This window comes from Halobacteriovorax sp. YZS-3-1, from assembly GCF_047084945.1.
Classification (GTDB): domain Bacteria; phylum Bdellovibrionota; class Bacteriovoracia; order Bacteriovoracales; family Bacteriovoracaceae; genus Halobacteriovorax_A; species Halobacteriovorax_A vibrionivorans.
Genome location: NZ_JBKIYI010000001.1, coordinates 117,280 through 130,594, shown reverse-complemented (window position 1 = coordinate 130,594; position 13,315 = coordinate 117,280). Strand labels below are relative to the sequence as shown.

15 protein-coding genes are annotated in these 13,315 nt (G+C 33.7%); 4 read left to right on the top strand and 11 right to left on the bottom strand.

Features of this window, described 5'->3' with window-relative positions; all coding sequences use genetic code 11:
* The first annotated feature begins 14 nt into the window (after positions 1-14).
* Both ACMAZI_RS00650 and ACMAZI_RS00645 read left to right on the top strand, forming a co-directional pair.
* Entirely contained in the window at positions 15-686 is a 672-nt protein-coding gene (locus tag ACMAZI_RS00650; protein ID WP_120404011.1) for a PilZ domain-containing protein, read from the top strand.
* 32 nt (positions 687-718) lie between these two features.
* Positions 719-1,438 carry a UDP-2,3-diacylglucosamine diphosphatase gene (locus tag ACMAZI_RS00645; RefSeq protein ID WP_120404012.1) on the top strand — a complete coding sequence of 240 codons (720 nt, stop codon included), beginning with the start codon at positions 719-721 and terminating at the stop codon, positions 1,436-1,438.
* A gap of 5 nt (positions 1,439-1,443) precedes the next feature.
* Here ACMAZI_RS00645 and ACMAZI_RS00640 read toward each other — a convergent pair whose 3' ends face one another.
* From ACMAZI_RS00640 to fliD, 11 genes are all read right to left on the bottom strand, one after another.
* Positions 1,444-2,340, bottom strand: a complete 897-nt coding sequence (locus ACMAZI_RS00640) for an NAD(+)/NADH kinase (RefSeq protein ID WP_120404013.1) — start codon at positions 2,338-2,340, stop codon at positions 1,444-1,446.
* A gap of 7 nt (positions 2,341-2,347) precedes the next feature.
* The gene (locus ACMAZI_RS00635) at positions 2,348-2,704 is read right to left on the bottom strand and encodes a response regulator (protein ID WP_162929473.1); all 357 of its coding nucleotides are present in this window, start codon (positions 2,702-2,704) and stop codon (positions 2,348-2,350) included.
* Complete coding sequence (locus ACMAZI_RS00630; RefSeq protein WP_412473981.1) at positions 2,701-4,188, bottom strand: sensor histidine kinase; 1,488 nt, start codon at positions 4,186-4,188, stop codon at positions 2,701-2,703. The genes ACMAZI_RS00635 and ACMAZI_RS00630 overlap by 4 nt, the downstream gene beginning before the upstream one ends.
* Complete coding sequence (locus ACMAZI_RS00625) at positions 4,137-4,760, bottom strand: hypothetical protein (RefSeq protein ID WP_114706107.1); 624 nt, start codon at positions 4,758-4,760, stop codon at positions 4,137-4,139. Before ACMAZI_RS00625 ends, ACMAZI_RS00630 begins: the two co-directional genes overlap by 52 nt.
* On the bottom strand, positions 4,757-6,397 hold the full coding sequence (locus ACMAZI_RS00620; protein ID WP_334677756.1) for a glycosyltransferase family 9 protein: 1,641 nt from the start codon (positions 6,395-6,397) through the stop codon (positions 4,757-4,759). The genes ACMAZI_RS00625 and ACMAZI_RS00620 overlap by 4 nt, the downstream gene beginning before the upstream one ends.
* 8 nt (positions 6,398-6,405) lie before the next feature.
* Positions 6,406-6,549 (bottom strand): hypothetical protein, encoded by a 144-nt coding sequence (locus tag ACMAZI_RS00615; protein WP_158536796.1) that lies wholly within the window; start codon positions 6,547-6,549, stop codon positions 6,406-6,408.
* Positions 6,530-8,176 (bottom strand): glycosyltransferase family 9 protein, encoded by a 1,647-nt coding sequence (locus ACMAZI_RS00610; protein WP_412473982.1) that lies wholly within the window; start codon positions 8,174-8,176, stop codon positions 6,530-6,532. The genes ACMAZI_RS00615 and ACMAZI_RS00610 overlap by 20 nt, the downstream gene beginning before the upstream one ends.
* 14 nt (positions 8,177-8,190) lie before the next feature.
* On the bottom strand, positions 8,191-8,889 hold the full coding sequence (locus tag ACMAZI_RS00605) for a hypothetical protein (protein ID WP_114706110.1): 699 nt from the start codon (positions 8,887-8,889) through the stop codon (positions 8,191-8,193).
* A 106-nt stretch (positions 8,890-8,995) separates the two neighbouring features.
* Positions 8,996-9,358, bottom strand: coding sequence for a hypothetical protein (locus ACMAZI_RS00600; protein WP_412473983.1), 363 nt, complete (start codon positions 9,356-9,358; stop codon positions 8,996-8,998).
* Between the two features lie 50 nt (positions 9,359-9,408).
* Complete coding sequence (gene fliS, locus ACMAZI_RS00595) at positions 9,409-9,798, bottom strand: flagellar export chaperone FliS (RefSeq protein WP_114706112.1); 390 nt, start codon at positions 9,796-9,798, stop codon at positions 9,409-9,411.
* Positions 9,799-9,811: 13 nt separating this feature from the next.
* On the bottom strand, positions 9,812-11,179 hold the full coding sequence (gene fliD, locus ACMAZI_RS00590) for a flagellar filament capping protein FliD (RefSeq protein ID WP_158536797.1): 1,368 nt from the start codon (positions 11,177-11,179) through the stop codon (positions 9,812-9,814).
* A gap of 254 nt (positions 11,180-11,433) precedes the next feature.
* Here fliD and ACMAZI_RS00585 point away from each other — a divergent pair, with 254 nt between their 5' ends.
* Together ACMAZI_RS00585 and ACMAZI_RS00580 are read left to right on the top strand one after the other, a co-directional pair.
* On the top strand, positions 11,434-12,945 hold the full coding sequence (locus ACMAZI_RS00585) for a hypothetical protein (RefSeq protein ID WP_133296889.1): 1,512 nt from the start codon (positions 11,434-11,436) through the stop codon (positions 12,943-12,945).
* Positions 12,946-13,083: 138 nt separating this feature from the next.
* Complete coding sequence (locus tag ACMAZI_RS00580; protein ID WP_158536798.1) at positions 13,084-13,248, top strand: hypothetical protein; 165 nt, start codon at positions 13,084-13,086, stop codon at positions 13,246-13,248.
* The last annotated feature ends 67 nt before the right edge of the window (positions 13,249-13,315 follow it).

Genomic DNA, 13,315 nt, shown 5'->3' with positions numbered 1-13,315 from the left:
ATAGACGGTTTGATATGGATAAAAAGAAGTTTGAACAAGATATTATTGAGTCAATTAACGAGGATAATGAAGTTATTATCTGGGATGTAATTGAAAATAATATTCTTAGACTTCCCGTTAAGTTTAAAAGTCTCAACTCCTTTGCATCTAAATTATTTCTTACAATAGAGGATGGACTTAAAGATAGCTTGGCGCATTTTTTAAGAGGTCCGGGACTACTTAAGTTTTACATACCTGAGCTTCAGTTAGCATTTGTGAGTGAATTAAATGCTGTCCATGGGACATCCTTAGAAGTTTCATATCCAGTAAAAGAAAAACGACTCGAAAGAAGGGAGCATAAGAGGTTTGAGCCCTTAACTCCACATTATGCAAAATTTCAAAACCTTAAATATGAAATATACGACATAAGTAAAGGCGGACTTTCTATTGTTTTAGGCTCTTCGCAATATGAACAATTATTTCAATTAAAGAATGATACTTTGAATTTTACAATCGAATTCGCAAAAGAATCAGTTCATGTAAAAGGGAAGGTTGTTGATACGAAGAAGATTAAGCCCTATCAAATTTCAAGATTTCCATATGGTGCATATCGTTTAGCTGTTCAAGTTGAGGATAATCCAGGATACAAAAAGGAAGTGAAAAAGCTTCAAGATGGCTGTGATAAGCTTTTAAAAGATCTTCTTTGATTATTGGATGAAATCTTCTATGATTAATTAATATGGCCGATTATGTAATTTCAGATATTCATGTCAAATGGGATATGACCAATTCTGAACCACTTAAAAAATTCTTAGAAATTGACTTTAAACCAGAAGATCGTATTTATTTTCTAGGAGATATATTTGATTTAATGGTGGGAAGCTATGATGAGTATGAGGGACACTATGATTGGTTCTTTACTCGTATAAAAGAATTAGCAAAGGCCGGTCTTAAAATATTCTATATCCAAGGTAATCACGACTTCCATATTGAAGAGCTCTTGGCCAAGAGTGGGATAATAGTAAAATCTAAACCTTTTGTTGAAATTATCAACGGCCAGAAGGTTCTCTTTTGTCATGGTGACGAAATTGAAATTGAAAATTTCAATTACAAAATATGGCGTGCATTTATTAGAAGTTATCCATTGGCCTTAATCTCAAAATATATTTTCAATTATAAAATTGTGAAAAAAATTGGGGATTATTTATCTCAAAAAAGTAGAAATAGAAATGAGAAACGCTACGGAGAAACTCAAAAAAACGATCATATACGTGATAAGTTTCGTCAATCTGCTTTGATTGCCAGTAAAAGTTATAATGTCGACATTATAATATGTGGCCATAGCCACTATATGGATAGTTACCAAGGTGATAGTTTTGAATATTATAATTGTGGTTTTGTACCTGCTACAATGAAATACTTAAAAATTACAGAAAGGTATGAATTATTACCGCTCTAAGCTTTCTAGCGATGTCCATACTTAAACTTTTCTTTTAATGTCCTAAAATAATTTCTTTCTTCATTAGCATAGAAGTTTACATAATGTGTTCTTGATTTTTTAATGACAACTTCATCTTTGGCCTCTAAGCGAAATTCTTCCTGCCCATCAATTGTTAAGTAGATATCGTCATGTCCTCTTGGAATTATGATACTGATTACTTCACTGTCAGGTAAGACCATTGGCCTATGTGTTAAGGCGTGTGGACAAATAGGGGTAAGGACAACTCCTTTTACACTAGGGTGAAGAATTGGCCCGTTGGCCGCTAGTGAATAGGCCGTTGATCCAATTGGTGTGCTCACGATTAGTCCGTCACCTGCAAGATTGTATATACTTTGACCATTGGACTCTAGTTCTAAATTAAACATTCTAGAAATACCCGATTTAGTTATAACGGCATCGTTAAGAAAGTTGAACGTAAACGGTTTCTTACCCTTTCGTTGTATCTGAGCTTGATACATTTGAACTTTTCTTGTCTTAAGTTTGCCCTTTAGAGCAAGCTCTAGTCCATCGTAAAAATCTTGTTTGGAAAACTCTGCAATAAAACCAAGGTTGCCCATATTGATTCCAAAGATATTAACTTTCTTAATGTTTTTACCTCTGGCTATTCCAATGAGTGTGCCATCGCCACCCATTGTTATAATTAGTTTACATTTTTTAGATATTTCATCTCGATGAATATAATTAAAATTCTTAGTTGTTGAGCCTTTGAATATCTTCTCTATCCTGTTTTTTTGGGAGTCTTCAAAGAAAATATCAACCTTTCTTCTCTTAAGCCAATTGGTAAGGTTAGGTAGTACTGTATTAAACTCAGTAATTACTTTTGGTTTTAGAATGATAGCTACTTTATTTATTGTGGCCATGCTTACCTCAGCTTAGAACTTCATTTATAAATTGATTGATATCGTTAAAAGGTTTTTGTATGACCTTACAACCATATAATGAAGCTTTTTGTACAATCTGATCAGAACTATATGCCGTAATAATATAAAATAAATTGGCAATCTCATCTTCGTTATACTTTGTTTTCGATTCTTCTATTATATCAAATCCAGTGATATCTTGAAGCATTAAATCACAAATGATTTTGTCGTATGAATTATTTTTAATTAATTCAATTGCTTCTTTGCCGCTAGCGGTCGATTCAACCTCTGCACCTTTACGCTTTAATAAAGTTGAGATGGTTTTTTGTATTAGTAGTTCGTCTTCAATGACTAATATTTTCAAAACGATACCTTTGGAAGTGTTAATCTAAATTTCGCACCAAAGTCTACATCCATTAGATTAATATCTCCATTAATCTTCTTTAAAAGAGTTTTACATATGGCCAGACCTAAGCCTGTACCTGTTTCTTTAGTTGTAAAGAAAGGGGTGAAAATCTTATTTTTTATATTCTCAGGAATTCCGTTACCATTATCCATAATGTCGATATGTATATCATTACTATTTTCAATGACTTTAATTTCGATTTTACCATTATCAACATTTTCATTTGTGAGTGCTTGAGAACTGTTAATAAGTAGATTAAATATAACCTGACTTAATAGAGTACCATTGCTCTTTATTTCAATGTCATTTTCCATCTCAAAGACAACTCGATGTGCTCTAGATTCAGATTTCGTTAATGTTATAGTTTCGTTAATTAAACTTTTTAAAGAAATCAGAGCTAGTTTCTCATCGTCTTTATAGAGATTTGAAAATTCTTGTATAATTGCTTGTGATCTTTTCACACTATTAGATATGTGAGACAGCGTATCTTTAACATCAAAGTCATTAGTTTGATCCATTAAGAGAGTGTGTGAAAGATCAATTCCAAACAGAGGATTACTCAATTCGTGTCTGAGAGTATTTAATAATTCACCCATGAGAAGAATTCTTTCATGGTGAAGAGAGCTCGTATCGTGTTGTGCAGCTTCCAAGTCCTCTTCTGTGATTGAATTACCTTCATCGTTAAAGATCACTGTTTTTATGGGGAAGTTATTTATTACATTTGCTTTTTCAAGTTCTACTTTCTTCTTGCTTACACTCGTTATGATTTTAAAGATTTTCGGTATTTGCTTAATTATGTAATTGTTAAACTTAAGGCGGTCATCGTCTGATAAAGGAAAGAGGTCATCTCTTGAGAGTAAAAATATTGTATTAAAGTCTCTAAATGAGAGCTCTTTAGCAAGAAAGTGTCCATCAAGCTTTATATGTTTATTAAGCAGCTCTTTTTGATCAAAAGACTTATTTTTACTTTTTCTAACCTTGGTAAAAAGAGTGTTGAAAAATGCTGGGTCTTCAAAGCTTTCATAATACTCGCTATTTTTATATGAAAGAGAGTAGATATTTGTAGTTCCCTTTTCGTGAATTAGTACCTGTGAAGAAGAAAAGCCTGGAAGCTCTGGTGTATTTGTAAATGATTTAACTAGGGTGCGAAGATTGTCTTTCTTCTTAAATTCGTACTCTTTTGAAAAGTCATTTTCAAGAATAGAGCTTGTATTAATAATTCTTATGAATAAATCATGTACGTTTTGTAAGGTGAATTTTTGATCATTTATCTTTGCTACAACTTTATTGTTCTTAGCAGATAAGAGAAGTTGAGAGTTCTTTTTCGCAAGTAAATTAGAAAGTCCATCTTGATTTAAATACTCCAAGATGGACTTTTCTAAATAAATATTTAGATGTTGATTTTCGATTGTTGAATTAGAGGTATTGCTTTTTCTTTCCACTGTTTTAGATTATCCATTAGTTCGTACTCTAGCAAGTCAGAAAGCATAACGATATCGTTCTTCTCTCTAGCTGGAACTAGGGCCTTAATAACTGAAAACAGGTGGATTTCAAGGTTTTTAACCATTTCATTGTCTGCGAAGAATTCTGGATTACCTTTTCTGGCAGTAGCATGAATTCTTGTGATTAAATGGATATATAGCTCTAAAACTTCAATTAGATCAGCAAAGTATAAATTTGCTTCATCTATATTGCCCTTGTTGAATTCTGCAGTTGTAATGATTATCTTATCTAATAATTGATCAATATATCCAAGACAGTCATCAAGTGCTTCAAATGCAATCTCATAAGAGTTTTGAATTCTAAGGCTTGGGTAGTTTAATTCTGCAAGAGTATTATCGAGAACCTCTTCAACGTGATTTAACGCATAAGTTTCTCCATCAATTACAACTGCTGTAATTGATTCATTATTAGACAGTCCTCCGTCACTTTCAACTGCGCTAATCGCTTGGCGTAGCGTGATAATATCCCCATCGAGAGAAAAGCTATCATTTCCTAGTTCTAAAGTAATCATACGTTATCCCTTGCAGCTTCCGGCTGCTTTTTAATAAGAGAGCACTTTTCAAAAAACTCATAGAGCACACTACAAAGTAGTGAGACTTCGTTGTAAGTAAAGAATGCTGACTCTGATAATTTTACTAAATTATGTCCTTGTAGATTGTTTTTCGCTACTTTGGCGTAATCGACAACTGGTGCAAGTAGAGGATATGAGCTTAGTATCATATCACTAAGAGTGTCGACTTCATCAAGCTTTGCAGAAAACTTCTTAATTTCTTCGAGGCTTGGTGTGTTTTTACTGATTTCTTCAATAATGTATCTTGAATACTTTTTACCAAACTCTGAAAGCTCAAATAGTGCCTCAATACCTTTCGTATGAGACATTAACTGTGCTTTAGCTTCACTATTAATAACAGGGATATCCATGCTAATGTTAGCTTCAGTAATAATGCTAGACCACGCAATGTGATAGAAATTTCGCATAATCTCTTTTGCATTTTGTTCCTTATGTAAAAGTTCGTTAATTGTTACATCACCATTTGCAAGCATATCTGTTTTATAGAGATTTAACTTGTTTATAGAAAGTGTAGAGCAGCTATTGTGTAGCTCTTCTATATTAATTAAGTTCTTTTTAAGTAGTTGCTCAATGCATTGATAAGTTACGTTATATGGTAATTCATCACTTTTTTGTCTTGGTGCCAGGTTGTAGTTATCAAGTGCATATGGAGTGGTTTCATGAGGTCTAACAGGTCCTAGTGAGATTGTAAGAGACTTTACATTCTTATAGCTTAATAAGTTACCAATCATTGAATCGTGTCCAACGAATAGGTAGTTTTGATCAACTTTTTCATAAAGCTCTTGTAGCTCTAAACCTAACCATTGATCGATTCTATCTTTAAATGAGGATAGAAGTTCTGAGTTTACGATCTCTTCTGTTTTTGTCTTATCTAGAGAACTTCCGCAGATAATCACTTTAGTGTCTTTGTTTCTTTTTAAAGTTTGATAGATTACTTCCACCCATCTATTCGAAGTCCATTGTTTAGACTCTTGTGAAGTGAATGGGTGAATAAGAACATGACTTTTTTCTTCATTTGAGTATTCTTTATTGCTCAAGTGAGTCATTTTCTTATTAACACCAATGATATTTGCAAATAAGTCAACAAGGTTAAAAGGGTTGAGATCTCCTCTCATAACTGTTGAGTATAGGTATTGTGACCACTTATCCTGAAGTACTCTTTCATGCATTAGGTTAAAGTATGGTCCAACTTTGTTTTCAGATTTAATAAGAGTGTGAAGATATGTTGATGATTTAGAAAAAGCAAGATTGATAGATACATCAATTCTTTCATCGTTTATTTCGGCCATTTGTTTTTTAAGATTAGATAGAGCATCTTTCGTACTATCAGCTCCAACCATGGCAGATTTGTGATCAATTTGAATGATCTTATCAAAATACTTATTAAGGATGAATTTAATTGGTTCACTAAACTTCTTTCTTGCAATTAAGATGACTCGAAATTCAGGATGATTTTCTTTCATGAGTCTTATTGCATGTGTTGTTTGTAGAAGATCTCCAATTCTTGTCGTTTGGATAATCGCAATTGTCTTTTTTACTTCATCAGAATGATCATTTTGTGTTTTGATTGCGTTCATAAATACCTCTATTGCTCTTCTTCTAGGATTGAACATAGGTATAAAAAGGCCATGTCGTCCTCTTTTAGCGTCTCACGCTTTATTTGCAGCTCTTTTATTCTTTCTAATTCAGAAAAGAAGTCTTTTTTAAAGTTATTCTGATCTTGATTCATGTATAAAGTCCTTTGCCGATTCTGTACGAATCTTGCTGCGATTTTCTCTTATGAGATTTGAAACTTCTTTGACTTGTTCAAATTGAATTTGTAAGTCGTTTTTAAGTCCAATTAGTGTATTTTCAATTTCTTCTATAGTCGGATTGTCTATATTACTTATTTTTGCTTTATAAAATAAGAAAGGTAGTGAACAGTAGTCAGACGCACTAGCTATATAACGATTCATCTCTAATAACTTCTCATTTAGCTTTTGACTGTCTTTAGCTAGGGCCGTTTTTATTGCTGCTAATACATGACGAGATGATTTGATTAATTCACCTTGTGTTTGCTCTAGCCAGCTTGAAGTGAAGTTCAAGTTAGATTCGATTATCCCATGGCTAGAAAGGCTTTTTCTTTCAACTTTTCTTAAAATAAAGTCTCTTAAAAGATAACGAGAGATTTCAATCTCTGCATCAAAGCGTCCTTCAATATTTTTATAGAAAGTACCAACCTCGTCATTTTCAGGTCGATAGACTGAGATTTCTTTGTTTTCTAACTTTGCATCTGTGAAACCTAGATAATATTTTTCGAGGCCATAAATGATATCATTAGCTTTTATAACTTCGTTACTTCTTACTTGTTTTTCAGTGTGAACACTTGCTGTATATGTGAAATCACGATCTTTTAACCTTGGAGTCATAATAATGCTCTCTGGGTTTACTGTTCCTTGTTTTAAAAATGGTGAAGGACCCATTGATAATTCTATTAAAGGAACATCGAGTATATCAGCGACATGCTTAATAGCTGTATCTGGAGTTACTAAAATATCGCAATTAATTAATACAGAAGGAAGCGCCGTGAAGGGAGCCTCTATCGTTACTGCTTTCTTATCAAGTTCTGAATTAATTTTGTTCGCAAAATTTCTTTCTTCCGACGTTGGAGCAATTAATAGAAGTGGAATAGTATCAACTCGATTATTTAATTCATTAATAAGTTTGATAAGCTCACTTCTTTCGATCATTTTGCTGAGGTTAGATGCCGTAAGCTGTAAACCAATTATTTTAGGATTATTTTTACTCTCTGATTTGCGCATCTTTAGGAAGTTTTGATGGCAAACCTTATTGTATTCATTTGAAACATTTAACGAGTTAAATGAGTTGTTTTCTTTTAAACAGCACATCTTGTGGTAAGTATCGTTAAAGTTTATAGGTGTATATTTTTGTTGAGTTAAAATATCATTAAAAACAATAGACCATTCATTTGAATAATTTACATTACAATGTGTATCAAATTTTATGCCTTTGTATTCCTTTGCTAGGTAAGATGTAAGGCTTGTTGAAATTCGATCATTAGAATAATTGATAACTAAATTCCAACCCTTGTTGATTTCCTTAATCGTTTTACCAAATTCATCAAGAGCAAAGCCATCAGAATATATTTTATTCTTTTTATAACTAACAATTCTTTTGCGATCGAGAGTGAAGATTTGCTTTATGCCACCTAGTGTTTGAGCAGAAGTTTCAAATTCTTTATTTATTAGAATAGAAATATTTGAATCTGGGTGTTTGTATTTTAAAGAAGAGATGAGTCTTCCCATCTGAAAAATGTCACCATGTCGCTTGAAATTTATTATTAGTATATCTTTCATCTTATCCTCGTGCCTTATCCTTGCTTAATAATTGCATCAAAAGCAAGTAGCAAAAAGTCGTTCTTATTTTTAAATTCACTTGTTTGATAAATATTTTCTTCAATATATTCGTCGACGCTCAAGTTTTGATTGCCATTATAAAGTAGGGTCTTAAGCTCTGCTGACTTTATATGTTCAACACATTCAGAGATTCTCTTATCTGCTTCAAAGTCTAGAAATGCTTTGTAGAAATCTGTGTATAAAGAAAATGAAGGAGCATGTGTAAGAATCGTTGGTTTTGACGAAAGGAATGTAACGACGCTTTTTTCTTTATAAATATTTGCAACTGAGTCAGTTGCATAGACTTCGATATTCTTATTTGGAAATAGATTATTTTTAATGCATTCAGAATATGTTTGCTCATTAGGCTCTATAACGATGACCTTATAGTTTTGACCATGATAGCTCTCAAGTAGCTTACACGCTTCATACACATGATAGGCAAAACCTAGCCCTAATATTAGAAGATGATTATTTTCTTTAAGTTGATGTTCGATGTTGGCGATTATCTTTTTAGCTTCTTTAGCTGGATGATAATTAGAGTGTAGGTGAACACCATTAATTACTGGAACCTTTAAATTACTTCGAGATTGTTTTATCTCGTAACTTTCAATATTTAAAAATGATAAAGACTTTGGATTAATTTCCTGACTTGAATTTTTTGCCAATTCCATAATTTCCTCTTCCTAAGGGATAATGGGTAAATATAGGTGAAGCTCTTTCCTAGAGCTCCACCAGATTATACTATACTTTTGATTAAGCGGGCAAACAGGTCGAGTATTACCTAGTCTTTGTATTATTTAGGTTATAACCCTGAAACTGTTTACGTGTTTTGTAGACGTTAGAGATTTCTCTTGTAGTTGACTCTTTTGCTTGGGATAGTTCTTCGAGACATTGACGATCAAGTTCATCATTTTTTTTAACTATTTCTGTTACATCACTAATCCAGGACTTGAATACATCGATTTCAGAACTAGTATAATGAGTCGTAGCGCTCTGTAATTTACTTTCGATTTCATCTTGAAGTAGCCTAACGATATTGATTAAACGCTCTCGGTTATCAGCGATCTGCTCCACGCTTTCAAAATTGCCTGATTGACTATTCTTTAGCATGGATTGTGTTGCATCCACGAGTACATTCATCAGGTCAAGATGACGCATGATTTTACCAGCGAGGCTATCAAAATTGGCCATTATTTTGCCTTCTGTTCTGCTCTTAATTGCTTGATGGCCTGTTGCCAACCTTCATATAGAGTCGTTAATACATCGAGTACACCTTTTAATGGTTCTTTATCGATCTTGATATTAGCTTGTGTACTTGAATGTAACATATAGTCATATAGTGACGACAATTCATTGGCAACATCTCCACCAACTTCAAAGTCTAGACTACTGTTAAGTTCAATAATAATGTCCTGCAACTTTCCAATGTATTGGCCCTTTTCTGCAATATCCTTTTTTTCAATTGCTTCAATGGCCTTCTTACAATTCTTAATTGCAGCTTGATAAAGCATTAGTAGGATTTGTTCCTTACTTGCTGTTTTTACAGATGTTTGTTTGTAAGCACCTAAACCGTAACTCATTTAATTCTCCTTACTATCCCATTGGCGAAGGTGCGCCACCTAGGCCAGCACCTTGTGCCTTAATTCTTGACATTGTTCCTTCTAATCGAGCGAACTTATCTTTTAAGTTTTTTTCTTTCTGCTGTAGCATATTTTCTCGCTGAGCAATTCTTCGGTCGATTGTTTCAATATTATTATCTAATGAACGTTTTCTTGATGATAATAGACCATTTGGAAATTGTAGAAGCTGACCAACAGTTTCTTTAAGATTATCAATGAAACCATTCGTTTTAGTTCCATCTTCATAGCGTCCAGTTAAAACCTCCGCTACGTGATCATAATCCTTTTCCATCTCACTTTTAAATTTTTCTTGATCAAATTCTAAAAGACCTTCTCTTGTAAATTGAATACCGATATTTCCTATACGGGATGTTCTTCCATCAACTTTAATATCTTTAAAGATTGTATTTCGAATTCTTGATTCAATAGACTGTAGTAGGATATCCCCACCTAGTGTTCTAGATGTATCCGTATTCTCATCCATGGTATTTTGTTGTTTAATAAAAGAAAGAACACCATTGATTTGTTCAATTAGTGAGTTGATCTTTTCACCAACTTTCCCAGCATCCTCACTGATATTTATTGTAAACTCTTCACCTGGCTTCGCTTTTTTTAGATCAATTGTTACACCCGGAATAAGTTCAGCTGCTTTATTTTCAGGGAGTTCAATTTCAAAACCATCAAGGGCAACAATTGCATCTTGGGCCTCTCTTTCAAACTCAATATAAAAGTCTTGCTCTCCATCGACAAAGTAGAAGTATGGAAAGTCAGCCTTATTGATATCTCCAGTGTCTTTAAGGGAGAGAATTAGTCTCCACGGCGTATCTGAGCCGGAGCCATCATTAACAACACTTGCTCTAAGGCCTGCGTCGTCATTTTTATTGATTAGCTTTGCAACAGACTTAAGTGAAGCATTATCTGCATCAATATAAATCTCTTTATTTTCGCCGTTTGGTAATGTGTATTGGATAAATCCTACACCGATATAGCTCTCGTCTGGATCAGCAAATCCAGAGGTCATTGCCGATGACTTTTGTGCAAGCTGTTTAACTTCAAATTGATAGGTCGCAGGCTCTGCGATGTTCTTGTCAGCACTGATTTCTACGATATCATCGTTACCAACAACTTCCAGCTCTCTTAGGGATCTCGCACTACCGTTTTGGAGGAGTGTACCACGCATGGCCTCAACAAGAGATGAGAGTTGCTGAACAAGAGCTTTCTTGTCCTGAATCTTTCCCTTGCGTGCTTCCATATTATTAATAGGTATACGCTCAGCTTTCATGATTTGCTGAACAATATCCTTTGGAAGGCCGGTGTTAATGGAGCCCATTGCTATAGACAAAAAATCCTCCTGATTTTCTACGTGAAATTCCTTTTCACGCAAGTCTCCAACACTGATTTTATCATACTTGAGGTTTTTTTTCCGCTGCATCATTAGTGGAAGAATTTTCTTTGTCTGAGATCTTCGTCAATTGGCATCTTGGAGGTTATAATAGGTAAATCCCTGAAAATAAAAAACCCGCCTGTTAAGACGGGTACTTTTCGAGAAAGTAATTTTGGGATTGGGATTTTGTACTAAATTTATCGGGTATTATGGTGAAAACTTTAGAAAAAAAGTCGGATATTTTCGTTGAAAAAACTAAATTCTTGTCATTTCGGCTAGTTACATACTTTACGTTTCTGCTACTTCCAATTTATTTACAAAAAGAAGTGAACTTAGCACCAATTTGGCAAATTATAGCCATGATCTTCTTTTCTATGTTCATTGTTTCTCAATGGTTTCTTCTAGGTAAGGAAATTGATCATCGTTTAAAAATTTATTTTAAAGTGAACTCCTCAATCGATAGGGTGGTTTATCGTCTCTTTATGGGGATGTTCTTTATGGCCATCTATTTTAACCTACTAAGTCTCCTCCCTCATAAATGGAGCTATAATATATTTTGGGTTACGTGGGTTGTTATGGGCCTATTTTATTCATGGCCCACTCGTGGAAAAATTATTAAAGAGTCTGTTTCGACTAACTTTCATGAGTATCGCTATTTAGATAAATTCGAAAAGACAGTTCTATTTTTAACTGTTGTGATGTTCTTTACATCACTTCCTGAACTACCAAACCTTTTTTCAACTGGCTCACTTCGTTTATTCTTTGATCCAGGTGAAAAAGTATCGGGTGCCTTTTGGAACTTTATTTCTATCAATTACATTCCTTTTAGTAAGTATCCACAACTTCTAAATTTATCTTGGTCTGTTCATTTTTACTTTGTGACAATGTCTTTATTTTTGATGACCTTCTATGCTCTGCTGAGAAACTTTGTCTCTCGTAGGCTTTCGTTACTTGGGGTTTTTGCCTTAGTATCTTCGTGGTCATTTTCTAAAATCTTGGCCAATAATTTTGGATTTACGCTTCTAACAACTTTCTCTGTTGTGTGGGTATGGTCAACTCTATGGTCGACTAAGAGTTCAACTTATCGCTCTGGCCTCTTTATTGGTCTTCTCGGTGCCTGGGGTACAGTTATTGATAAATCCAATATCATCTTATTAGTTGTACAACTTTTACTAATTCACTTTGTATTCTTAAAAGAAGAGACATACTGGTATCGCAGACAATTTTTCAAATATACTCTATTAGGAGTTTTTCTTTCAATTTCATTATTCTTCTTCTCAACAAGTAATGTTTCTGTACAGATGATTGAGAGTATAAACATTATCTATGCGGAGCTTACGAGGCTCTTTTTTAGAAAGTCATTTTTCATACTTTCTATCTTTGGCCTAGGTGTATTTATTTATAAGTTAATTGGGCAAACTAGAAGTGAAAAAAACCAAGTTTTAAATATCTCGCATGATTTATCGATGAAGGTTGCTATATCAATTCTATGCCTTATCTTGATCGATATTCTATTTAGTTCACGAACATTTCAGGACTTTTCTATTTTATGGCCTCTGGCCTTCTTCAGCGTACTCTTAATCGAAGTTATTTTTCAAAAAATTCGCCATCTTAGAAGTCGTCGCAATATGATCTATGCTGTCTATATCATCATTTGCTTATTGGATTCTCACTTTGAGGGACGTGTGAAGATCTTATTGCGTACAATAGGAGCAATTGACTAAATTGCTCACTCTTAAATCGCTATCTTTATTTGAGATTTAATTTATAATTAAGATAACGTTAACGATGAAAGGGAGTTTCATCTGTTTAAATCTCATATAACAAGACAGTTATTTGAAGAGTTTTCTGAGTCCTACAAGATGCGAAGAGAAGCATCTAATTCCAACGAGCCATTTGTTTTAGTTGATCCACTTGATGGTAGCATCAAGCTGATTGCTAGTTCATTCACATATGATGATGGTGAAGAGTACGGTGCTATTTTAGCAAGTACTGATGAGTTGGAATATATGGTAACGTCAGAATAATCTTATGGGCCAGAAATGGCCCTAAGACCTTTAAAATAAGTATTATTGTACATTTCGTACAAGGGGA